This is a genomic window from Pseudidiomarina tainanensis (assembly GCF_900115255.1).
GTDB classification, from domain to species: Bacteria; Pseudomonadota; Gammaproteobacteria; order Enterobacterales; family Alteromonadaceae; genus Pseudidiomarina; species Pseudidiomarina tainanensis.
In genome coordinates, this window is sequence record NZ_FOYU01000001.1 from 1226251 (window position 1) to 1249854 (window position 23604).

The 23604-nt window shown below is 48.6% G+C and carries 26 protein-coding genes; 6 read left to right on the top strand and 20 right to left on the bottom strand.

From position 1 onward, the window contains the following. Positions 1-14 precede the first annotated feature (14 nt). Together rlmN and ndk are read right to left on the bottom strand one after the other, a co-directional pair. Entirely contained in the window at positions 15-1148 is a 1134-nt protein-coding gene (rlmN, locus tag BM292_RS05925; RefSeq protein ID WP_092856278.1) for a dual-specificity RNA methyltransferase RlmN, read from the bottom strand. Between the two features lie 153 nt (positions 1149-1301). Continuing rightward, entirely contained in the window at positions 1302-1733 is a 432-nt protein-coding gene (gene ndk / locus BM292_RS05930) for a nucleoside-diphosphate kinase (protein WP_092856280.1), read from the bottom strand. A 243-nt stretch (positions 1734-1976) separates the two neighbouring features. Between ndk and BM292_RS05935 the strand changes: the two genes are divergently transcribed. Both BM292_RS05935 and msrA read left to right on the top strand, forming a co-directional pair. After that, positions 1977-2534 (top strand): acyloxyacyl hydrolase, encoded by a 558-nt coding sequence (locus tag BM292_RS05935; RefSeq protein ID WP_092856282.1) that lies wholly within the window; start codon positions 1977-1979, stop codon positions 2532-2534. A 107-nt stretch (positions 2535-2641) separates the two neighbouring features. Continuing rightward, entirely contained in the window at positions 2642-3175 is a 534-nt protein-coding gene (gene msrA / locus BM292_RS05940) for a peptide-methionine (S)-S-oxide reductase MsrA (RefSeq protein WP_092856284.1), read from the top strand. Positions 3176-3218: 43 nt separating this feature from the next. Here the strand turns inward: msrA and BM292_RS05945 are convergent, their stop codons facing one another. The 11 genes from BM292_RS05945 to suhB all read right to left on the bottom strand — a co-directional run bounded on the left by BM292_RS05945 (position 3219) and on the right by suhB (position 12260). Continuing rightward, complete coding sequence (locus BM292_RS05945) at positions 3219-4421, bottom strand: type II toxin-antitoxin system HipA family toxin (RefSeq protein WP_092856286.1); 1203 nt, start codon at positions 4419-4421, stop codon at positions 3219-3221. Continuing rightward, positions 4411-4698, bottom strand: coding sequence for a helix-turn-helix domain-containing protein (locus BM292_RS05950; RefSeq protein ID WP_092856288.1), 288 nt, complete (start codon positions 4696-4698; stop codon positions 4411-4413). The genes BM292_RS05945 and BM292_RS05950 overlap by 11 nt, the downstream gene beginning before the upstream one ends. A 115-nt stretch (positions 4699-4813) precedes the next feature. Next, complete coding sequence (gene fdx / locus BM292_RS05955; protein ID WP_092856290.1) at positions 4814-5152, bottom strand: ISC system 2Fe-2S type ferredoxin; 339 nt, start codon at positions 5150-5152, stop codon at positions 4814-4816. 154 nt (positions 5153-5306) lie between these two features. Then, complete coding sequence (gene hscA, locus BM292_RS05960) at positions 5307-7253, bottom strand: molecular chaperone HscA (RefSeq protein WP_092856292.1); 1947 nt, start codon at positions 7251-7253, stop codon at positions 5307-5309. A gap of 92 nt (positions 7254-7345) precedes the next feature. Further along, on the bottom strand, positions 7346-7849 hold the full coding sequence (gene hscB, locus BM292_RS05965; RefSeq protein WP_092856294.1) for a co-chaperone HscB: 504 nt from the start codon (positions 7847-7849) through the stop codon (positions 7346-7348). A gap of 10 nt (positions 7850-7859) precedes the next feature. Then, complete coding sequence (gene iscA, locus BM292_RS05970) at positions 7860-8183, bottom strand: iron-sulfur cluster assembly protein IscA (protein ID WP_092856297.1); 324 nt, start codon at positions 8181-8183, stop codon at positions 7860-7862. 12 nt (positions 8184-8195) lie between these two features. Further along, the gene (iscU, locus tag BM292_RS05975; protein ID WP_092856299.1) at positions 8196-8579 is read right to left on the bottom strand and encodes a Fe-S cluster assembly scaffold IscU; all 384 of its coding nucleotides are present in this window, start codon (positions 8577-8579) and stop codon (positions 8196-8198) included. A gap of 15 nt (positions 8580-8594) precedes the next feature. Beyond that, positions 8595-9809, bottom strand: a complete 1215-nt coding sequence (locus BM292_RS05980) for an IscS subfamily cysteine desulfurase (RefSeq protein ID WP_092856301.1) — start codon at positions 9807-9809, stop codon at positions 8595-8597. Between the two features lie 25 nt (positions 9810-9834). Then, complete coding sequence (gene iscR / locus BM292_RS05985; RefSeq protein ID WP_092856303.1) at positions 9835-10317, bottom strand: Fe-S cluster assembly transcriptional regulator IscR; 483 nt, start codon at positions 10315-10317, stop codon at positions 9835-9837. A 321-nt stretch (positions 10318-10638) separates the two neighbouring features. Continuing rightward, complete coding sequence (gene trmJ, locus BM292_RS05990; RefSeq protein WP_092856305.1) at positions 10639-11355, bottom strand: tRNA (cytosine(32)/uridine(32)-2'-O)-methyltransferase TrmJ; 717 nt, start codon at positions 11353-11355, stop codon at positions 10639-10641. A 104-nt stretch (positions 11356-11459) separates the two neighbouring features. Then, positions 11460-12260, bottom strand: coding sequence for an inositol-1-monophosphatase (gene suhB, locus BM292_RS05995; RefSeq protein ID WP_092856307.1), 801 nt, complete (start codon positions 12258-12260; stop codon positions 11460-11462). A gap of 170 nt (positions 12261-12430) precedes the next feature. Here suhB and BM292_RS06000 point away from each other — a divergent pair, with 170 nt between their 5' ends. Beyond that, positions 12431-12598, top strand: a complete 168-nt coding sequence (locus BM292_RS06000) for a DUF3545 family protein (protein ID WP_092856309.1) — start codon at positions 12431-12433, stop codon at positions 12596-12598. Positions 12599-12671: 73 nt separating this feature from the next. Here BM292_RS06000 and ung read toward each other — a convergent pair whose 3' ends face one another. Continuing rightward, positions 12672-13337 (bottom strand): uracil-DNA glycosylase, encoded by a 666-nt coding sequence (ung, locus tag BM292_RS06005; RefSeq protein ID WP_092856311.1) that lies wholly within the window; start codon positions 13335-13337, stop codon positions 12672-12674. 90 nt (positions 13338-13427) lie between these two features. On the opposite strand from ung, the gene BM292_RS06010 reads away from it, so the two are divergent. Together BM292_RS06010 and BM292_RS06015 are read left to right on the top strand one after the other, a co-directional pair. Continuing rightward, positions 13428-14213: a glycosyltransferase family 2 protein gene (locus BM292_RS06010; protein ID WP_177203788.1), complete on the top strand. Its 786-nt coding sequence runs from the start codon at positions 13428-13430 to the stop codon at positions 14211-14213. A gap of 22 nt (positions 14214-14235) precedes the next feature. Continuing rightward, complete coding sequence (locus BM292_RS06015; protein ID WP_092856315.1) at positions 14236-14994, top strand: glycosyltransferase family 25 protein; 759 nt, start codon at positions 14236-14238, stop codon at positions 14992-14994. Between the two features lie 21 nt (positions 14995-15015). On the opposite strand, the gene BM292_RS06020 is transcribed toward BM292_RS06015, so the two are convergent. The 5 genes from BM292_RS06020 to BM292_RS06040 all read right to left on the bottom strand — a co-directional run bounded on the left by BM292_RS06020 (position 15016) and on the right by BM292_RS06040 (position 22154). Then, positions 15016-17031: a S9 family peptidase gene (locus BM292_RS06020; RefSeq protein ID WP_092856317.1), complete on the bottom strand. Its 2016-nt coding sequence runs from the start codon at positions 17029-17031 to the stop codon at positions 15016-15018. Between the two features lie 230 nt (positions 17032-17261). Continuing rightward, the gene (locus tag BM292_RS06025; protein ID WP_245751826.1) at positions 17262-19106 is read right to left on the bottom strand and encodes a DUF1302 domain-containing protein; all 1845 of its coding nucleotides are present in this window, start codon (positions 19104-19106) and stop codon (positions 17262-17264) included. A 223-nt stretch (positions 19107-19329) separates the two neighbouring features. After that, a complete protein-coding gene (locus BM292_RS06030) occupies positions 19330-20205 on the bottom strand; it encodes a hypothetical protein (protein WP_092856321.1) in 876 nt (291 codons plus the stop codon). A 273-nt stretch (positions 20206-20478) separates the two neighbouring features. Next, positions 20479-21408 (bottom strand): electron transfer flavoprotein subunit alpha/FixB family protein, encoded by a 930-nt coding sequence (locus BM292_RS06035; RefSeq protein ID WP_092856323.1) that lies wholly within the window; start codon positions 21406-21408, stop codon positions 20479-20481. Then, a complete protein-coding gene (locus BM292_RS06040) occupies positions 21405-22154 on the bottom strand; it encodes an electron transfer flavoprotein subunit beta/FixA family protein (protein ID WP_092856325.1) in 750 nt (249 codons plus the stop codon). Before BM292_RS06040 ends, BM292_RS06035 begins: the two co-directional genes overlap by 4 nt. 141 nt (positions 22155-22295) lie before the next feature. Between BM292_RS06040 and BM292_RS06045 the strand changes: the two genes are divergently transcribed. Continuing rightward, a complete protein-coding gene (locus BM292_RS06045; RefSeq protein WP_092856328.1) occupies positions 22296-22691 on the top strand; it encodes a SufE family protein in 396 nt (131 codons plus the stop codon). An 87-nt stretch (positions 22692-22778) separates the two neighbouring features. Here the strand turns inward: BM292_RS06045 and tcdA are convergent, their stop codons facing one another. Beyond that, positions 22779-23537, bottom strand: a complete 759-nt coding sequence (tcdA, locus tag BM292_RS06050; RefSeq protein ID WP_092856331.1) for a tRNA cyclic N6-threonylcarbamoyladenosine(37) synthase TcdA — start codon at positions 23535-23537, stop codon at positions 22779-22781. Between the last annotated feature and the right edge of the window lie 67 nt (positions 23538-23604).

A 23604-nucleotide genomic window follows, 5' to 3' on the forward strand; every position in this document is an offset into this window, starting at 1 on the left:
GGTTTTGCGGACGTTTAAACGGCTTTGACTTGAATCCCGTCGCCACCGCGTTGCGCTTGTTGCTTTTTCAAGATGCGTTTGGTGCGGTCAATCACATCTCCCACTAACTGACCACAAGCAGCGTCAATGTCGTCGCCACGGGTGCGACGAACCACCACAATGTAGCCTTTTTCCATCAGCACTTTGGCGAATCGATCGATACGTGAATTGCTCGAACGACCATAGTCTGAACCTGGGAATGGATTAAACGGAATCAGGTTGATTTTGCACGGTGTGTCTTTCAACAGCTCGGCAAGCTCGGCTGCCTGCTCCATGGAGTCATTGATGTGATCGAGCATTACGTATTCGATGGTGATGTTCTTGTTGGCTTTGCTACCGTCAATGTAATCGCGGCTGGCTTTTAGGAATTCTTGAATGTTGTACTTTTTATTGATGGGTACAATTTCGTTACGCAGCTCATCGTTTGGTGCGTGGAGTGAAATTGCTAAGGCCACATCAATTTCTTCTTTCAGCTTGTAAAGCGCTGGCACCACACCTGAGGTACTCAGCGTGACGCGACGCTTGGACAATCCAAAAGCATTGTCATCCAGCATCAAGTCCATCGCTGGCACCACGTTGTTCAAGTTGAGCAATGGTTCACCCATGCCCATCATCACCACGTTCGTCACGGCTTTCACGCCAGTGTCGCCAAAGGCTCCAAGCAATTTGTTGACGCGCCAAACTTGACCGATAATTTCCGCTACTTTGAGGTTACGGTTAAAGCCTTGTTGTGCGGTCGAACAGAACGTGCACTCGAGTGCACAACCTACCTGTGAGCTCACGCACAAGGTCGCACGGTCACGATCCGGAATCCAGACGGTTTCCACATCCTGACCATCAAATAAGGTCATCGCGAACTTAATGGTGCCGTCCGATGATTGCTGCTGCATGCGTACTTCAGGCGCACGAATTTCGGCAACCTGCTTGAGCTTCTCTCTTAGAACCTTGTTGAGGTTGGTCATTTGATCGAAGTCGTCGACGCAATAGTGATACACCCACTTCATCACCTGATCGGCGCGAAATGGTTTTTCACCCAACTCTTTGAAGAACGCGCGCATACCTTCGCGGTTCAAGTCGAGTAAGTTCACTTTTTTGTCTACAGCATTCATATAAAACCTTAAGGCGATATAAGATATTAGATATTAGATATTGGATATTAGATATTGGATATTAGAAAAAGCTGAAACATCAGGGCTAATATCTAATATCGAATAGCTAATATCTCAAAGGCTCGGCCTGCCGAGCCTTTGAGCTTTTTGTTCTTAGCGAGTGCGGGCGCAGAGTTCTTCTTCAGTGAAGAAGTATGCAATTTCGCGAGCCGCTGATTCTAACGCGTCAGAACCGTGAACCGCATTCTCATCAATAGATACAGCATAGTCTGCGCGCAAAGTTCCTGCCAATGCGTCAGCTGGGTTCGTTGCACCCATGATGTCGCGGTGACGTTTTACTGCGTCTTCGCCTTCAAGTACTTGCACCATGATTGGGCCAGAAGTCATGAAGTCAACCAAAGCGCGGAAGAAAGGACGCTCTTTGTGTTCAGCGTAGAAGCCTTCTGCTTGCTCGGTGCTCAAGTGCATCATTTTCGCTGCAACGATACGGAAACCCGCAGTTTCAAAGCGGTTGTAGATAGCGCCGATGACGTTTTTGCCAACTGCGTCTGGCTTGATGATTGATAAAGTGCGCTCTAAAGCCATGATTTTCTCCAATCGAAGTTAAATATAAAAGGGTCAAAATTTTAGTCGCGCGGATTATACATAAAACGTATGACAAGCGAAAGGAGGGGTGCAGTCCTTGGACTGCACCCCTCCTTTTACTTTTTCGAACAAGGTAATCGAATTTTCGAGTTATACGAACTCTTACATACATTCGTGCATGTATGTAAAATATCGCCTTGTGTTGGATAGAGTTTTTAGCGCTTGTTGTAAGGATGTAGGCGTATGAAAAAAATACAAAATATTGCATTTGGTTTGTTGTTTTTTGGGGTTGTCTTGATGGCGGCGATTGTTCCTAAGGCACATGCCGATGAGGCGCATCTGGCGGTGAGCTACTCAACCGAGCATCTCAATGGTTTGCGCGCAGGCTATCGTTGGACCGATGGCCCGAAATTTTTGCCGCAAAGTTGGTTCGATTTGATTGGTTCACCGCGGGTACATTGGGAAGCGGCGGTCAATACATGGGTCAATTCGCGCAACTCGCATGATCGTATCAATGCGGTGACTTTTAGTCCTGTTTTGCAGTGGTCGCTGACCGCTGGTTCACAGCCGCTGCTATTGGAAGCTGGAATTGGTGTGTCACTGCTTGATGATCAGCGGATTTCAGACCGCGAGTTGTCGATTTCATTTCAGTTTGAAGATCGAATTGCACTGGCGTGGCAGTATGATCCAATCAGTAAGGCGCGCTTGAGTTTTGGCTATTCGCACTATTCGCAAGCTGATATTAATCGCCCGAACGACGGTTTAGATTTGTGGGTTCTCACTTGGCACGTGCCTATTTAGAGAAAGGAGGGGTGCACTCCAAGGACTGCACCCCTCCTCTTGCGCTTTGGGTGGAACGGGCGTAAAGTGTGGGCATCTAGACGTCCATATAATTTAATGAGGTAGTTATGACGCAGCAAATTACATTAGGCGGTGGTTGCTTTTGGTGCCTTGAAGGCGCCTTCAAGCAAGTTCGTGGCGTACTCAAAGTTCAGTCCGGTTACGCTGGTGGTCATAAAGCGGAACCGACTTACGAAGAAGTCTGTAAAGGTGATACGGGTCACGCTGAAGTGGTTCAAATTACTTTTGACCCGACCGCGCTGAGTGTGCGTGAAGTTTACGAAATCTTCTTTGCGTTGCATGATCCGACGCAGGTGAACCGACAAGGAAACGATGTCGGTACGCAATATCGCACCTCGATCTTCTATCAAACTGACGAGCAAAAGCGTTTAGCAGAAGAAATTATTGCTGAAATGGAACGAGAGCAAACGTGGGATGCGCCGATTGTGACGACCATTGAGCCGCTCGAGAAGTTTTGGCCGGCCGAGGAATATCACGAGAATTACGTGGAACGTAATCCTGAAAACGCTTATTGCCAGGCGGTCGTGCATCCGAAATTGGCGAAATTCAAACGTACTTTTGCCGAAAAGCTCGACGGCTAATTTGGATGAAAAGGAGGGGTGCAGTCCTTGGACTGCACCTCTCCTATTTAATAATACTGCGCAGGATTTCGATGTCGCCCGCACCCACGCCGTGGTGTTTGAAGTAAACCTGCCATTCTGCGACTAACTCTTGTACCTCTTTCACAACCGCCCGAGCTTTATATGGCTGTAGGCCAAAACGACGCGACTGCGATAATACGTTTTCCACCGTGCCGGCACGCCCGTCATCACCGATTCCAAAACCATGCTCTTTGCTATTGCTAATGGGGAGAACGTCATACGCCGGCGCCAAGCGCCAGTGACGCTCTTGTAAATGCCACAACATGGCATGATTTCGTGCATGGTCGTCGGTATTACCAATCAGCACGTTAAATACCATGCGCTTGAATAACTCCGGGGCGTCGTCTGCTGACGCACTGTGCTTACGCAATAATTCTGCGAGCGCGCCATAGGAATACCAACTGCGTAATGCTGCCTCGTTGACATGGTCGTCCATCAATAGCGAGTTTGCACTAATGAAGTGATGCGATACTGATTCGCTCTCGCCATCCAGTCGTCGATCGAAACGCTTTACCATCAGCACATCTTCTTCACCTTCAAGCAACCGCACGTCAGCAGTGCGAACACCATCGAGCTCTGCTAGCATCTGCATGGTGGCGTACTCAACTCGAGCCACATTATAAAGATCATCAGCTCTATTAAACTTCAATAAATACGTCTGATTGTTATCTACCAATAGTGTTTTAGGCCGGGCTCCGCCCATTGAATCGCCGAATTGAAATGCTTTTTTTACTTCAATACTGACGTCTTCAGCATTCAGAATCGCTTTTTTACCACGTAGCAATAAGTCTAAATCTGCCAACGTATTACGAGATTGCTTCGCCTTTGCTTTGCTACGCGACAAACTAAAGCTTATTGCACCGACACCCATCGTGGCACCGGCTATCAAGAACTCGAGCTCGTTTTGTGGCTTGGTTCGGCGTAATTGCAAGATGAGTTTGCGCCCCCAAGCATCGGCGCCGGCGTCACTTAATACACCGAAGATACCTTTGTTGAGTTTGGTGGTAAAAATCTCTTGGCTTAGTGGCAAGTGAATGGGATCAAGCGGGAATGCATCCTTGCGTGCTAAATATGACTTTCCGTAACGCAATTGGCCTACTTTACGCGTCACGTCATAACGAAACTTCGCGCAGATGACTGGCTCTTCCTCCAAGCCTTCAATAAACACGTAGGCTTCAGAAATCATTGGAGAAGTCCTCGATCGGTTTACGACGCTTGCGCTCTGGCGCATCGACTACTTGCGCGAGTTGCTCATCAACCACATCAGTGAATTCTCCCAGCAAGCCGAGTAATTCAAGCGCAGATACGAGCGTCATTGCATTCACGCCCTGCCCGTTTTCCATTCGGTAAATGGTATTCACGCCACAGCCCAAGCGCTTAGCGAACTCTTCTTGATCCATAGTTTGCGTGCGGTGCTTCTTGATCAACTCACCGACGGATTGCAGGAATTGCTCTGAATTCATAAACCACCAAATATCATCGATAAATAGCTAATAAATGAATTATGGTGGATAAATTAAAATCGTGCAAGTTTTGAGCGGCAGGAGGGGTGCAGTCCTTGGACTGCACCCCACTTACTTAGTGATTTTCTTTGGCGTGGTTAATGCTGTACTTGGGTATTTCAACTACAAGATCTTCGCCGTCCACGCGCGCTTGGCAGCTTAAGCGTGAATCTGGATCGAGGCCCCAGGCTTTGTCCAGCATATCGTCTTCGTTTTCTTCGATTTCATTCAACGAATCCATGCCTTCACGAATGTAAACGTGACAGGTGGTGCAGGCGCACACTTTCTCGCAGGCATGTTCGATGCCGATGCCGTTGCGTAACGCAACGTCTAGTACGGTTTCGCCGTCGGCGGCCTCAATGGCTGCGCCTTCTGGACATAATTCTTCGTGCGGTAAAAAAATAATCTTCGGCATAAAAGCAACCTCTTGTAGCCCGGCGTTCTACGCCGGGTGGCACATCGTGCCGTTAATCTAAAATTTTCCTGCAGTGTCGGTGAATTAGCATTGGCTTTGAATTCGGTTATAACGGTGCTTCGCACCACCCGGCGTAAAACGCCGGGCTACGGCACTACAGTTCGTCGACTTTGCTGCCGGAGAGGGCTTTACGAATGCTCTCGTCCATGCGGCGGGCTGCGAAATCATCGCTGGCTTTATCGACGGCTTCAATAGCTTTTTCAATGGCGTCGGTGTCAGTACCGTTGCGGGCAATACGTAAAGCTTCCATAGCATCATCCAATGCACGACGCTCGCTGTCGCTTAACAAGGCACCATCTGCGGCTAATGCACTGCTCAATGCTTCCAACACGCGGTCGGCTTCCACTTGCTGTTCGCGCAACATACGCGCCGCCATGTCTTCTTTGGCGTTGGTCATCGATGATTGAATCATTTTGGTGATGTCATCATCGCCTAAGCCATAAGAAGGTTTAACCTGTACCGATGCGGTAACGCCGCTCGATTTTTCCATCGCGGTAACGCTTAGCAAACCGTCGGCGTCCACTTGGAACGTTACCCGAATATGTGCTGCGCCCGCTGCCATCGGAGGAATGTCGGTTAAGACGAAACGGGCCAAGCTTCGGCAATCATCGACTAACTCACGTTCGCCCTGTACCACGTGGATCATCATGGCGGTTTGGCCATCTTTAAACGTGGTGAATTCTTGTGCTTTTGCCACTGGGATTGTGGTGTTGCGCGCCACAACTTTTTCGACCAAGCCGCCCATGGTTTCAAGACCGAGTGATAACGGAATCACATCGAGTAACAGCATGTCTGAGTCTGGCTTATTGCCAGCTAAGATATCGGCTTGCACTGCGGCACCAATTGCCACAACTTGGTCCGGGTCGATGGAGGTTAATGGCTCACGTCCAAAGAACTCGCCAACCGCTTCACGAATACGTGGCACGCGGGTTGAGCCGCCGACCATGACGACATCGAGGATTTCATCGGCACTGACGTCGGCATCTTTTAGCGCGCGACGGCAAGCTGCTAGTGTGCGACGCACTAATGGCTCGATGAGCTCGTTAAATTTTTCAACAGACAATGCAATGGCTGCCTTCGATTCAACACCGTTGACTGGTTCGATATTGACGGCTTCACCACCCGGCGAACCTTCTGCATCTATTCGAGATTCACGGTGCTGCGCACCACCCGGCGTGGAACGCCGGGCTACGTCCGTCAATTGCTCTTTTGCGGCTTTGGCAGCGTTGACGAGGTCGCGTTCGGTGCGGGCGTCGACGTTGTCGGGTAGTTGCCACTCTTGCTTGAGCCAATTGACAATGAGTTGGTCAAAGTCGTCGCCACCAAGGGCACTGTCACCGCCGGTTGCTAATACTTCGAACACACCGCCTTGCAGGCGCAGAATAGAAATATCGAAGGTACCGCCGCCTAAATCGTACACGGCAATCAGACCTTCGCGGCCAGAATCTAAGCCATAAGCGACAGCGGCTGCGGTCGGCTCATTTAATAAACGTAATACTTTTAAACCAGCTAATTGCGCTGCATCTTTGGTGCTTTGACGTTGTGCATCATCAAAATAGGCTGGGACGGTGATAACGACGCCCGTCAGTTCACCGCCTAATGAAGCTTCGGCACGCGCGGCTAAAGTGCGCAAGATATCGGCTGATACTTCAACGGCATTTTTTTCACCAGCAGCAGTGTGGAATACGGGTACACCGTTGTCCGTCTCGCTCATACGATACGGTAAATTCGAGAAATTCTTTTGCACATCGGCAATCGTACGGCCGATAAAACGTTTCACAGAAACGATGGTGTTTTCGGTTTCAATGCTTTTGTCAGCATGCTTCGCCAGTGCTTCGTGCCCAGTCAATACTTCATCGGCACCGTAATAAACAACGGACGGTAAAATGGCGCGGTCTTGCTCGTCACGCAACACTTTGGCTTCGCCACTGCGAACGCTGGCAACCAATGAGTTGGTGGTGCCTAGGTCGATGCCGGCGGCAAGTCGATGTTGGTGGGGGGCGGTGCTTTGGCCCGGCTCCGCAATTTGTAGTAAAGCCATTTAAAACCTCTTTTTAAATTACAAGAGCGATATTAGCTATTAGATATTGGATATTAGAAAAAGCGCTAAACATCAGATCTAATATCTAATAGCTAATATCGAATTCGCTCTTCAATCTGTTCGAGTTCGTGGTGCAGCTTGTGCATAAACTTCAACTTACGCACCGAATTCGCCGCATTCTCATTGTCGTCGCTGTTTAACTGCTGCTCTAGCTCACTTTGCAAATCGCGCATTTGCTCTTGCAAGTCTTTGTAGGCGGCATCAAGTGATTCCCAATCGTCGACTTCGGCGATGCGTTCGCGCCACTCCATTTGCGCCATGAGAAACTCAGGATCTTGCAATGTGGTTTGCTCATGCGCGAGTTCGAGACCGCGTAATTCCAGCAAGTATTCTGCGCGGGATAACGGTGAGCGCAGGGTTTGATAGGCATCGTTCAGCTGTGCGGTGCGTTGCACCGCCATCAACTTGTCACGTTCGCTGCCGTTGGCGAAGCGATCGGGATGCAATGTTTGCTGTAATTTTCGGTAGCGCTGTTGTAATTCCGCCGCATCCAAATTGAATGCGGCGGGCATATCAAACAGTTCAAAATGATTCATTTTTTACCTGTTATACGTTGAAGCTCTCACCGCAACCGCACTCGCCTTTGGCGTTAGGATTACGGAATTCGAAACCTTCGTTCAGGCCTTCTTTGACGAAGTCGATTTCAGTGCCATCAAGATAAACGAGGCTTTTGCCATCGATGACAATGTTGACACCTTTGTCTTCAATGATCGTGTCGGTATCGTCAACCTCGTCAACGAACTCCATCACGTAAGCGAGGCCAGAGCAGCCGGTGGTTTTAACACCTAACCGTATACCCACGCCTTTGCCGCGTTGTTCCAGAAACGAACGAGCGCGCTGCGCCGCCGCTTCAGTTATGGTAATTGCCATTTGTGAACCCAATTAACCTGCGTGTTTCTTTTTGTAGTCAGCGATTGCTGCTTTGATTGCGTCTTCTGCCAAGATTGAGCAGTGAATCTTCACTGGCGGCAACGCTAACTCTTCAGCAATTTGCGTGTTCTTCAATTGCTCAGCTTCAGCAATAGACTTACCCTTCACCCATTCGGTGACCAGCGAGCTTGAAGCGATTGCAGAACCACAGCCGTAGGTTTTGAATTTCGCATCTTCAATGATGCCTTCGTCGTTAATTTTCAATTGCAATTTCATCACGTCACCACAAGCTGGTGCGCCAACCATACCGGTTGCAATTGACGGGTCGTTTTTGTCGAACGCGCCTACGTTACGCGGGTTCTCATAATGGTCGATTACTTTTTCGCTATATGCCATACCGTGTTACCTCTTTTAGTGTGCCACCCATTCGACCTTGGTTAGGTCGACGCCGTCTTTGTACATTTCCCAAAGGGGTGACATGTCGCGTAGACGACCAATTGAATTATTAATTTGCTTAATGGCGTAATCCACTTCTTCCTCGGTGGTGAAACGACCGAAGCTAAAGCGAATTGAGCTGTGCGCTAACTCATCGTTGCGCCCTAACGCACGTAATACGTACGACGGCTCAAGACTTGCTGAGGTACAGGCAGAACCTGATGATACCGCTAAGTCTTTCAATGCCATGATCAAGCTCTCGCCTTCAACGAAGTTAAAGCTGATGTTGAAAATGTGCGGCACCGCATGTTCTTGGTTGCCGTTCACATATACTTCTTCGATATCTTTTACACCGTTCCATAAACGGTCGTGGAGCATTCTGAAACGCTCGCTTTCGGCAGCCATCTCTTCTTTCGCAATGCGTGCTGCTTCACCGAAGCCAACAATTTGGTGTGTCGCTAATGTGCCTGAACGCATACCACGCTCATGACCGCCACCGTGCATTTGCGCATTCAAGCGCACCCGTGGCTTACGACGCACGTACAACGCACCGATACCTTTCGGGCCATACATTTTGTGCGCTGAGATACTGAATAAATCGACAGGTAATTTTTCCATGTCGACATCGATTTTGCCGCAGCTTTGTGCGCCATCAACGTGGAATACGGTTTTGTTTGCGCGACACAAGTTACCGATGGTTTCGATATCTTGAATCACGCCGATTTCGTTGTTAACGTGCATCACGCTTACCAGCACCGTGTCTTCACGCAATGCGGCTTTGAATGCGTCGATGTTAATCAAACCGTCTTCTTGCACATCTAGATAAGTGACTTCAAAACCTTCGCGTTCCATTTGACGGCAGGTATCAAGTACCGCTTTGTGCTCGGTTTTAATGGTAATGATGTGCTTACCTTTTTTGCTGTAGAACTCTGCTGCACCTTTAATCGCAAGGTTGTCAGATTCAGTCGCACCTGAGGTGAATACGATTTCACGCGGGTCTGCGTTGATGAGTTCTGCGACTTGATTACGGGCAATATCAACCGCCTCTTCAGCTTGCCAACCGAAGCGATGCGAGCGCGATGCTGGGTTACCGAACTGCCCGTCTGGGGTCAGAAACTGCATCATTTTCTCAGCAACACGCGGATCAACCGGTGTGGTTGCTGCATAATCAAAATAAATCGGTAATTTCATCAAGCTACTCCTCTTGCCAGACTGCTTACTGGCTCAATGCAATTTGGTTTTCGCGTTTTTTCTGGTCGGAAATTATCTTGTTTTGACGTAAGGCCACTTGCGCAATGTCTTCTTGCTTGACCAGCTCTGCCAACGTGATGTTAGCCAGAAAATCTTCGATACGTTCACTCAAGTCGGTCCACAACGAGTGCGTCAGACACCGACTTCCGCCTTGGCAGCCGCCTTTACCTTGGCAGCGCGTGGCATCAATGCTTTCATCCACCGCTTGAATGACTGCACTAATTGAAATTTGATGGGCTTCTAAGCCTAAACGATAACCGCCACCTGGTCCGCGCACACTGCTTACCAGACCTTGTTTACGCAAGCGCGCAAATAATTGTTCAAGATAACTCAGTGAAATACCTTGGCGTTCAGATATATCCGCCAACGGTACTGGACCTTGTTCTGTATGTAGCGCGACATCAATCATCGCGGTAACGGCGTAACGGCCTTTTGAGGTTAAGCGCATAGCGGTGTTGCCTCCATTTAGTTAGGCCACAATTTTGCCATTCCCGAGTGTTTTAGTCAAGTATTAGCGACAAAGTCGCTAATACCGTAGCCCGGCGTTTCACGCCGGGTGGCGCGCAGCGCCGTTATTGCCTGTTATCAGGCGATGTTTGTATGTTATTGCCTGTTATCAGGCGATGTTCGTAAATTATTGCCTGTTATCAGGCGATGTTCGTAAATTATTGCCTGTTATCAGGCGATGTTCGTAAATTATTGCCTGTTATCAGGTCATATTTATGACCAGACAATTACCGCCTGCGGCGTCCCGGCGTGGAACGCCGGGCTACTTTATTTTCTTGTCGATTGAAGTCAGGATGCCGCGCAGGATATTGAGTTCCGCTGATTCTGGGCGCGCCCGATTAAACAATCGACGCAGCTTTGCCATCACCTGACCGGGGTGGTTTTTGATGATAAAGCCCGTTTCACCCAAGGTTTCTTCAAGGTGCACATAAAAGCGCTCCAGATCTTCAGCGAGTGGGTACTCACTTTGCTCACGGTCTGGTTGCGTGTCGGCTTCTAAAAATTGCATCCGCACTTCGTACGCCAGCGTTTGCACCGCCATGGCAAGGTTCAACGAGCTGTAATCAGGATTCGATGGAATGTGCACATGGTGTGTGCACTGCTGCAATTCTTCGTTGGTTAAGCCACTGCTTTCGCGGCCAAACACCATCGCCACCGGATAATTCGGCGCTTCCGCTAGCACTTTGGCGGCCGCTTCTCGCGGGCCCAACAATGGCCAATCTAATGTTCGGTTACGCGCACTGGTACCTACCACTAAACCGCAATCCGCAATTGCTTCGCTTAGCGTGCTTACGACCTTCGCGTTATACAACACATCGGTCGCGCCAGCGGCGAGTGCCGATGCATGACTATCCGGCTCCTGCACTGGGTCGACGAGATAAAGTTCGCTTAGCCCCATGGTTTTCATGGCGCGAGCCACGGAACCGATGTTACCGGTGTGGCTGGTGTTGACTAGCACAATTCGAATTTTTTCCAGCATGACTTAAACCCCAACTTCGATATTAGCTATTCGATATTGGATATTAGAAAAAGCCTATCACAGCGCTAATATCTAATATCCAAGTGCTAATATCGTTTTTGCTCTTAACGAAGTGATTCAGGTAAGTGCGGGCGGGCTTTGGTTAACAAGTGCTGCACCACTTTCGGATTACCCGCAACCACGTGACCACTGCGCATAAAGCTATGACCGCCCGCGAAGTCAGTCACGATACCGCCTGCTTCGCGCACGATCAGTTGACCGGCGGCGATATCCCACGGCTTCAGGCTGAATTCCCAGAAACCGTCGATACGACCGTTGGCAACATATGCAAGATCTAATGCGGCTGAGCCGTCGCGACGCATGTCGGCAGTGTGCTCGAATAGCGATGCGAATACCGCCAAATAATCTTTGGTCATGTCTTTGCGTTTAAATGGAAAGCCGGTTGCTAATAAAGCACCGTTGAGGTCGCGTTGTTTGGTCACGCGTAAACGCTTGCCGTTAAGCTGAGCGCCTTGGCCTTTGGTGGCCGTGAATAGCTCTTCGCGTAGCGGGTCATAAATGACGGCTGCATGCACAACACCTTTGAATAAATAGGCAATTGAAACGGCGAAGTGAGGAATACCGCGCAGGTAATTGGTGGTGCCGTCGAGTGGGTCAATAATCCACTGATGGTCGCTATCTTTGCCAACCACTTCACCGCTTTCTTCAGCTAAGAAAGAGTGATCTGGGTAGGCTTTTTGAATGGTGCGAATGATGGCACTTTCAGCCGCTTTGTCGATTTCAGTGACGAAATCGTTTTGGCTTTTTGTTTGAACGTTAAGGTCAACTTCTACGCCAAAGTTTTTGACTAAAATTTTGCCGGCCGCACGCGCTGCGCGCACCGCTATGTTTAACATCGGATGCATACCAATTACCTGTGCTGTGAAAGAACAATTTTGTGGGCGCGGATTATACGCAGAATCAGGCAGCTACGCAAGTGTTCACTTTTCAAACAGCTCGTGTTATAAGGTTGTTGCGCTATGCAAAAAACAGGCGATTGATTAGAACAACAACATAATAAAAGCCGGAGGATCCAATGGATCATTCAGAAGAGCTAAAGCAAGTTGAATCTAAGTCTAGCAAGAAAGCAGCCCCGCGAAAGTGGCGTGAAATTGAGATGCTCAAAGAAAAGTATCGATTACGCGACGAACTCCAAGATATTGATTTCGAATTCGACGCCGAACTCGATGAATTAGACCTGTAAATTCGTTACTCGCTGTTCGTTATTCGTTATTCGGAAAACCTAAACAAAACTTCGTATAACCAATAACGAGTAACTAATAACGAATAACGCCTTTGCCCTGCTGCGTGAGTAGGTCGTTGGTGTGGCGGAAGTGACCGGCGGTTAGAAAACCTCGATGCGCTGACAAAGGCGACGGGTGTACCGTTTCTAAAACATGATGGCGCTTGCGATCAATCAATGCGCCCTTCTTCTGCGCATGCGCGCCCCACAGCAAGAACACGACGCCCTGACAATGCTGATTGATTTGTTCCACCACCTTATCGGTAAACGTTTCCCAACCCCAACTAGCATGCGAATGGGCTTTGCCTTGCTCGACTGTTAATACGGTATTCAACAACAACACACCTTGCTGTGCCCAATGCTCGAGATTACCTGACTCCGGTATTTGAAAATCAGGATAATCGTGTTGAATCGCTTTGAAAATATTGCGCAATGACGGCGGGTGTTTCACGCCATCTGGCACCGAGAAGCATAACCCATGCGCTTGCCCCGGCCCATGGTATGGATCTTGTCCGAGTATCACCACGTTTAAATCAGCCAATGCCGTGAGCTTAAACGCTTGAAATACCTGATCGCTTGGTGGGTAAATTTGCTTGCCCGCATCGCGCTCAGCTTGCACCCGTTGCATGAGTTCGAGAAAGTAAGGTTGCGTCTTTTCATCGCCGAGCAGGTCGCTCCAGCTGAGTGCCTGTGCTGTCATTTATGGGCTAACCTTTGTATTATTGTGTCAATGTCTGTTCGATATCCTATCATCGACACGAATGATGATACCAACAAAAGAGAGCATTTGATGAGTAAGCCCTACCCGCCACTAAGTGTATTTGTGATCACCCTCAATGAAGCTAAGCATTTAGACGAGGTGTTGGAGAGCGTGCGTGGTGTCGAAGAGATTGTAGTCATCGATTCGGGTTCTACGGATGGTACGTTAGAAATCGCCAAGAAGCATGGTGCGCGTATTGTGCACAATGACTGGCCGGGTTATGCCAAGCAAAAAGCGTTTGGTATCGAGCAGTGTACGCACAATTGGGTGCTGAACCTCGATGGCGATGAAGTACTCCCGGAAGGTGGCTTACAGATGATTCGAGAGCGCATTGCTGAAGGTGATATTAATGGCATCTGGATTCATCACGATGACATTTTTATGGGACATAGCCTAACCAAAGCACGTCACCACAAATACCGTCGCGTATATCGAAAAGATCGTAGCCGCATGGATACGTCGGTTTTAGTTCACGAACATATTCATGTGGACGAGCCAACGGCTTATTTGCCGATTTATCTCAAGCATTATGGTTATGACACAGCCCACGGCTACATGGACAAACTCAATAAATATTCTAAGCTCAAAGCTGAACAACGTATGGAGCAAGGCCGTCCATGCAGTCTGCCGCGCTTGTTAGTAATATTTCCGTTAATGTTCTTGAAGTTCTACCTCGGCAGGCAGATGATTTGGTCGGGCTGGCGAGGGTTTATCAAGGCAAACATCGACGCATTTCATTTTTTCTTAACCGAAGCGAAACTTTATGAAATGCATTATCGTCAAAAGCACCAGCAAGACAAGTCAAAAAATGAGTAGTTAAATGTCATGAGGGGGTAGTGTGAAACAGCCTGTTCAGCCTAAATTCAAAATATTTATCATTAACTTGGCACATTCAACTGAACGTTGGCAGCATGTTTCACAGCAACTCGACAAGCTTCAACTTCCCTATGAGCGCATTGATGCCGTTTACGGCAAATCCCTCACCGACTCAGAGATTGATGCTGCATTTTCGAAAACTCTTGCAGATAAGTATTTCCACTATCGTCTAACACGCGGAGAAATTGGTTGTTATCTCTCTCATGTCAAGGCTTGGCAACGCATCGTTGATGAAAGCCTAGATTTCGGCATTGTGCTTGAGGACGATATCAATTTTAACGCCCTATTCGCTGAGGTTCCGCAACGTATTGCAGCCTTTGAGAATGCATGGGATGTGATCAAGCTCGCGGCGCCATTTAAAGATCAACCGTACGACATCATTGAATCCGATCGGCAACTTAACGTGGTTCATTATCGACGCAAACCACCAATGGGGGCTTGTGCTCAAGCAATTAGTTATGCCGGCGCACGTCAGCTGTTGCGTTTGCGTCCACCGATTTTCAGACCTGTTGACGTTGATCTTCAGTGGTCGTTTGAACTTGGCATTCAAACGTTCGGGTTGGTGCCTTACACAGTGGATAACACGCACCAGCATGGCAGTGAAATATTTGCCGTCGAGAACAGACATGATGTTCACAAAAGTGGTTGGCGCCGCTTGAAGCATCAGGTTGGTTTGTATTTTGATAACAAAAAAGCGCGACGTCGAACGCCGCGCTTGTAATATATCACCGTTGCTTCTTGGTTATTTGTGCTCTTCAAACCAATGCAGAATATAAGCCACTTTCGACATCAAGTTTGACGGACGACCAGCAATCCCATGAGGGGCATCTGGAATACGCACCATGGCTGTTTCCACACCCGCTAATTTCAATGCTTGGTAATACTGTTCAGACTCTGAAATTGGCGTGCGATAATCCGACTCTCCGGTTAACAACATGGTCGGTGTTTTCACGTTGCCGACGTAACTAATTGGTGAATACTTCATGTAGTGCTCTTGGTTTTCCCAAGGTAAGCCTGGGAACCAATACTTCGTGAAGTAATTGTACATATCGGCAGTCAGCACAAAGCTGTACCAGTTTATTACTGGTTTGGCGACGACGGCACCGGCGAAACGGTCGGTATGACCGACAATCCAAGCTGTCAGCACACCACCACCACTGCCACCGGTAACGTACAAACGTTCTTCATCGATAAAGCCTTTTTCGATGACAGCGTCAACGCCATCCATCAAATCGTTGTAATCTTGGCTTGGGTAGTTGTGATGAATTTCTTGTGCAAATTTTTCACCGTAGCTGGTGCTTCCGCGCGGATTGGTGTACAGCACCACATAACCTTTCGCGGCCATCAATTGGATTTCAGCAGCAAATGAACCGGCATACGCAGTGTGCGGACCGCCGTGAATTTCCAAAATCAGTGGGTATTTCTTGGTTGGGTCGAAGTTCGGAGGATACGCAATCCAACCTTGGATTTTGTAATCATCTTGACTGGAGTCATACCAAATTTCCTCAACACGACCGAGCTCTTTGTGAGCCAATGCGTCATCGTTTAACGCGGTTAACTTACGTTTGATTTTACTCGTTTGCAGCATTAAATCTGCTGGGCGATAGGGGTTCGCCATGGTGAATACCAGATCACCATTTTTGCTCACGTCAAAGTCACCGCCACTATACGGACGGGTGTAGCTCAAGCCGCCCATTGCGTCGGTTAAAACACGACGGCTACCACTTAAGCTCTGGTAAACAATATTGCCTTTACCTTCTTTGTCGTAGCTAAAATACAGACCACGGCTATCATCCGACCATTTGACGCCGTCAACTGAATAGTCGAGCTCCGTCGTCATGAGTTTTGGCGAATCTTTACCGTTCAAATCCATCACATACAAATGGGTTAGCTGGTAACTCTTATAGTTATCGTCGTAACCCAACCATGCGAGCTTTTTACCGTCAGGGCTAACTTGTGGTGAACGGTCTGGGCCAAGTCGGTCGGTAAGCTGCTTGATTTCGCCATTTTCTAGCGCAACTTGATAGAGCTCAGAATTATTCGGTTGCTCAAAGGCATCATCACGACGATTCGCTGAGAAAATAATATTCTGGCTATCACCTGTCCACGTCAACTGGCCACCGTGATTGAAATCGTCATGGGTGATTTGGCGCGGCGTACCGCCACTAGCTGGAATCACGTAAATTTGTGTGAAGCCTTCTGGCGCATAGCCCGCACCATCAAAACGATAGTTGTCTTTGTCAATATAGCGCGCTGGCTCGGCCCACTCCGCGCCTTTTGGCTTGCCCGGCAAGCTAACCGGTGCTGGCTTGCTGCTCGGGGTAAACATGGTAAACGCTAGCCATTTACCATCTGGTGACCAAGTTAGGTTACTTGGGCTGCCGGTTAAGCGTGTAACTGGCGCATGATCACGCGTGTCCGTCCAATACAAATGGATTTGGTTAGCACCTGTTCGGTTCGATACAAATGCTAATGTTTTGCCATCAGGTGACCAGGTAGGTGAGTGATCATTGGCGGTACCGCCGGTTAGCGGGCGCAACTCACCTTTATTATCCACGCGCCATAGATTACCTAAGCGACGGTCGCTCATGATATCCATGTAATTGCGCACAAATACGGTATAGGCACCGTCTGGATGAATGGTGGGTTGACTGGCGTATTCGAGCTGAAACACGTCTTCAAGCTGAAGGGTGTTGTCGGTGTTGGCGAAGGCGCTTGTCGCTGCCAAAGCCAAGCTAAGCGTTAAGAGTTTTTTCATCGCTGAAACCTCGTTGTTCGTTATTCGTGCGCTGCGCTGTTCGTCCGTGCTTCGCACTGTTCGTGTATTAAAGATAACGAAACAATCAGAAAGTAAAACAATAAACCCGCCGAAGCGGGTAGATAATGCGCCCAAATACACTCCCGAATAGCGCAGCGCACGAACAGCGCAGCGCACGAAAACCGAACAGTGTAACGGACGAAAAAAAACCCGCCGAAGCGGGTTTTTTCTTAGAAGCTGTAGCTGAAGCTAACGGCTGCGAAATCGCGGTCATCAGCTGGGTCAAACTCAGCACCGTCGGTGATGTTATAGCCGACACCAACTTTGTATTTGCTCAGGTAGCTGAAGTCAACACTCAAACCGATAGTCTTACGACCTTCGATGAAGTTTGAGTTGGCTGAGTAACCTTTCACGTCGTGACCAAATGCTAGGGTTGGCGTCATGTTCCAGCCAGAAAATACGTTGTTGTATTCGCCGACGATACGTGCGCGATAACCCCAAGAAGTTGCGGTTACGAAACCTTCACAGTTGATATCAGCTGTAGCAGTTGGGTTGCCTAAAGCTGCTTGATCAGCAACTGTTAAGCATTTACCGAATACTGGGTTACGGCCGTAACGCTGCTCATCTAAGCCTGCTAAACCATGAACTTTGCTCACTGCAACTTCACCGATAAAGGTGATACGGTCAGCGCCAAGTGCGCGGTCAAAGAAACGCACACCAGTTAACTGCCACTGGCTCACGTCATACTTATCGTAACCTTCTTGGAGTTCGCCCAAGTTGGTGATTGCACCCGTTTCATCGCGCTGGATACGATTAGAGAACGTGCTCGGTACGCCTGCGCGTAAACCGGCCGTCAAGATTTCAGTGGTGTTGATTTGCACTGGCATGTCGAAACGATGGCTAACTTCACCACCAACAGACCATTCACCAACCAAGGTTGAAGCACTGAAACCAAGGATTTCTTGGTCTTCAGGGAATTGCAACACATAGTCAGGACCAGCAATTGGAATACCATCTGGGTGGCTTAGCGCAGGTGATGGCTGCTCAACCCAGTTATACGCAGAGATAATTGGAGTCTGCGTGTGAATGTTCATGTAGTACACACCGAATTCAGTGTCGATGTCGGTTGCATAGTGACGCAACGCAAAACCGTACTGACCGCCATCGTCTGGCTCGATATCAGGGCGACGCTCAAGATAAGTACCAAATTGGATTGATTCCAAATCGCTCAAGCTTGAGCTTGGCACACCGGCTACCAGAGTCGGGTTAAGGGTAACTTTGTTACAGCCTTCACCGCCTAAGATATCAACCGTAGAGAAGAAAGTACCACAACCATCGAGTTTGTAGTCGTCCCACTCATATTGATAGAACATGTCTAAGCTGGTTTCGCTGGTCAAACCTAAGTTGACGTTCAACATACCAACTGGCAATAACGCTTCTTTAATTTCAACACCAGGACGACGAATCGCGTTCACGTCTACTGGGTTAATGGCGTTCACGCCGTTGAAGATGAAAGTACTTTCACCCCAACTGAGTACTTGGCGACCTAGGCGCACGTTAACTGGCACATCGCCCATGTCAAAGTAGCCATAAACGAAAGCGTCAAGCAACTTGATTCCTGAACCGGTTGACCAATCGTCAAGACCGTCGTTATCAAGCGTTACGTTTGGATAGTAATTGGTAGAAGTATGGCCGTGTGCAACTTCCTCATTCTTGATGACATCGTCATACCAGTATTTGAAACGAATGAAAGCACCGTAGTCGCCACCATCGATACTTAAATCGTGCACACCTTTAATAACAGAAGAGACCATGTCGCCTTTGTCATAGTTCAGGTTACCGTCATCGGCTACACCTGACTGACCCAGACCACCTGCCATGTTACCTGGGTGGATGAAGCGCATGTCACGCTCTTCCATACGCCATGCGGCACCATAGGAAATAATGGAATCGAACTTAACGCGGAAGTCACCTACTTCAAACTCCGCTGCCTGGACGCTTGCTGTTCCTGCTATTGCCAGCGCGATAGCTGACGCGATAGGTAATTTTTTTAGCATAGTTGTTCTTCTTTTCATGTTAGCCACCTAATCCGATTAGGATGTTATAGGTTCAATCATGTCCGATGAGTTACAAATATGCAAGTGATTCGTTAGGAAAAAAACAAAGTCGATATTAGCTATTAGATATTGGATATTGGAATGGCAAGTTCGATATTAGCTATTAGATATAGGATATTAGATAGAGCTCGACATTTCAGGGCTAATATCTAATATCCAAGTGCTAATATCATTTTTGAATTCAAAGGTGGCGTAGGAGTGCGCCGTGATCAGAGTTACTCATCACTCCCTCAGTGCGCAACTGCTTCGCCAAATGACTTACGCAGGAAACATAATCACCACGATTTCGCGCATCTGCTTCGCAGGCTAAAACTTTATCAGTCACAGAGCAGCCGACGCTATCGACACTGTTCGTCACCCTAGTATCGTTGGCGCCGACTACCACGCTGCGACTGATATCTGACGCTGGGCAGGCATCAACATCATCATTAATGCCATCGCCATCGTTATCTGCCGTGAGATAATTCACTTCGGTTACTGGCCCATATAAATAGACGACGTCGTCACCCTCGGCTGTTTCCACGTTTGAAAACAAAGTAGCGTTCACGTACCGGGGAGTGTTTACGAAACGTGGAAACTCAGCCGTGGATTCGAACAGGCTATTACTTGGACCGCGTAAATTAAGGTTAAGTTGACTATTCATACCATCTGGTGTCATGACAGTCATTGCCCAACTGGTGTAATTTGAGCGATTCCCGTAATCAAAATACAGCGTATTGGTGGTCGGTTCATTTAACTGACTAGCGCTGAGCGGTTGACGTACAGTTAAAGCATTGCCCGCACTATCATAGACGCTCACGGAAACGCGCTCGATTGCATTAGAATACTGGCGCCATGTGCTGGCTTGATAAACCAACGGCATTTGCGCACCTTGCACAATTTCAAGGATATATTCGCCGCCGTCATACTGTGTGACGCCAGCTGGATTGAGGCTATAGCCAAAATTGATTTGGCCGCGCACTTCGATTGTTTCGGCGTGCGCTTCTGGTGCATTGATTAAAGTTAGGGCGGTGGTCAGGGTTAATGCTGTCAGAGACTTTATTGGTGTTATTTTCATGCCTTGAGCATCCTTCAATATTAACGTTGATATATGATCATTGACGTATACAGATGTTATAGCAACGGTCTCGAGAACTGTCCACGCACTTTGCATAGTTAAAAAACCGCAAAGACGATATTAGCTATTGGATATTGGATATTGGATATTTAGAGAGGATGGATATTAGATATTTGAGGGGATGGGTATTGGCTAATGGTTGAGCGAATGAGATAAAGCCCGAATCATCGGGCTAATATCTAATATCCAATAGCCAATATCGCTTTTGTCGTTTTAAAGCTTTTGCTCTAACTCTGGCAATACATCGAACAAATCAGCCACTAAACCATAATCTGCCACTTGGAAGATTGGGGCTTCTTCGTCTTTGTTGATTGCCACGATAACTTTTGAGTCTTTCATACCGGCTAAGTGCTGGATAGCACCGCTGATACCCACTGCGATATAGAGTTCAGGGGCAACGATTTTACCGGTTTGGCCAACCTGCATGTCGTTCGGTACGAAACCTGCGTCTACCGCGGCACGTGATGCACCTACTGCAGCGCCAAGTTTATCAGCGACTTTTTCAAGCAAGTGGAAGTTCTCACCGTTTTGCATGCCGCGACCACCTGAAATCACGACGCGTGCTGCGGTCAGATCTGGGCGTTCGGATTGGGCAAGCTCTTCGCCAACAAACTCAGATTTTTCGTTACTTACGACGTTGTCGATTGACGCAACGCTACCGTTACCGCCTTCAGCTGCGACCGCATCAAATGCAGTTGCACGAACAGTGATCACTTTGATGGCGTCTTCAGACTGTACGGTTGCAATTGCATTACCGGCATAGATTGGGCGCTTAAATGTATCTGCGCTTTCTACCGCGATAATGTCCGAGATTTGCGCAACATCAAGCAGTGCAGCAACACGCGGCATGAAGTTTTTGCCGGTAGTTGTTGCTGGCGCCAATATGTGCCCGTAGTCTTTTCCTAAATCAGCAACCAGCTGACCTAAGTTTTCCGCTAAGAAGTGGCCATAAGCTGCATTATCGGCGAGCAATACTTTGCTTACGCCGTCGGCTTTGGCAACTTCGTCAGCGACTGCTTGGCAACCTGCGCCAGCAACGAGTACGTGAATGTCACCGCCAATTTGCTTCGCCGCAGCTAAAGTTTTTAGCGTAGCGCCATTGAGTTGTGCGTTGTCATGTTCGGCAATAACGAGAATGCTCATATCACTTTTGCCTCATTTTGAAGTTTTTCAACCAATTCTGCGACGTCTGCTACTTTGATACCGGCGCTGCGTTCTGCAGGCGGTTCAACTTTGAGCAATTTCACAGTACGAGTCACGCTAACGCCCAATTCATCTGGCGTGGTTACATCAAGCGGCTTCTTCTTCGCCTTCATGATGTTCGGCAATGACGCATAACGTGGTTCGTTCAAACGTAAGTCGGTAGTGACAATAGCTGGCAATTGCAACTTCACAGTTTGCAAACCACCGTCAACTTCACGCGTCACGTTCACGCTGCCATCAGCAACGTCTACTTTTGATGCGAAGGTGCCTTGCGGCATGCCCGTCAGCGCACCCAGCATTTGACCGGTTTGATTGTTATCAGAGTCGATGGCTTGCTTACCCAGAATAACCAATTGTGGTTGTTCTTTTTCCACCACGCCTTTTAGCAATTTGGCTACCGCAAGAGAATCTGGCAGTTCGTCAGTTTCAACTTGAATGGCGCGATCAGCGCCCAATGCCAACGCTGTACGCAATTGTTCTTGCACCGCTTTCGGGCCGATGCTCACAACCACGACTTCTTCAGCAATGCCTTTTTCTTTGAGTCGTACTGCTTCCTCGACAGCGATTTCACAGAACGGGTTCAGGGCCATTTTCACGTTGGCCAGATCAACGTCTGATTGGTCCGCTTTCACGCGAACTTTCACGTTGTAATCAATGACGCGTTTGACCGCCACTAATACTTTCATGTTGTCGTTCCTGTTGTTTAAAGTTCTGTTCAAATGAATTAGAGACCGAGCAAGATTAACATTTTTCGGCACAAAAATGGTACTCTTACAGGCGTTTTTATTGACTAACCTGACGAATTAGCACTTTTCACTAGGAATGACATGTACGGTATTTTGAGCGAATCTGATCTGTTGGCACTGCGCGAGCAACTTGGCTCACGGGAAAATCGTATGCGTTATTTGGTGCAGTTGGCGAAGCAAGCGGAGATACCTGATGGCTCTCGTGCCGATGCCAACGAGGTGTTTGGTTGCGAGGCGCGGGTTTGGGTGAAAGCTGACTGGTTGCAGGGCCGGTTGGCGTTAACCGTCGATAGTGAGTCACGCACCGTGTTGGGGCTATTGATGGTGATTCGTAAAGCCTTGCATGGTGCTAACGCAGAACAAGTTTCTACTTATTCGTTAGATGAGCACTTTGATGCGCTTGGCTTAGCTGACTTCGTAACGTCTTCGCGCGGCAATGGCCTGCGTAAAGTTATCGCTAAATTGAAAAGCAGATAACGGCGCTACGCGCCACCCGGCGTAATTGGCATCCGATAAGCCCCGAATATTAACAGCGCTACGCGCCACCCGGCGTAGAACGCCGGGCTACAGTTTTTTCAGGAGCAGTGCGGTGGCGTGCATGGCGAAGGTGGCGGTGACAGGCATCGCGGCACCGAAGCCTGTGGCACAATTCATGCGCATACTGCCAGCGCCAGGTTTGGCGTGCGACCATTCGCCATCACCCGTTGGATAGCGCAATTGCTCGGTTGAGTAAACGGCAGTGACGCCAAACGAGCGTTTCGGGTTCTTCGAGAAATTAAAATCACGACGTAGCATTGAACGCACTTTCGCTAATAGTGGGTCTTGCGTCGCTTTGGCTAAATCGGCTGAAGTAACCTGACTTGGATCAACCTGTCCGCCGGCTCCGCCACAAGTTACCAGTGGCAATTTTCGCCGTTTACACCATGCAATCAATGCCGCTTTTACAGTCACACTATCAATGGCATCTAACACAGCAGTGACGGGGTCGCCGAGATATTCATTAAGATTTTCCGCCGAAAGAAAATCGTCAATGACGCGTACGTCGCAATCGGGGTTAATATCTTTCACGCGTGCAGCTAACACCTCGGTTTTTAGTTGACCAATGGTGCTGCTGAGGGCCGGAAGCTGACGGTTGATATTCGTCACGCATACATCATCAAGATCAATCAGTGTAAGCGCGCCAATACCTGAGCGCGCCAAAGCTTCCACTGCCCACGAGCCAACGCCACCAAGGCCGATTACCGCAACGTGGTGGTGCTGAAATGACTTTGCCGCAGTAGCCCCGTAAACACGTTGAACACCTGCAAATCGCTCTTTACTCATGAACTGGATAACTCAGCTGACTAAAAACTGCGGCATTCTACCAGTTTTGTCTCGATTTTCACATGTG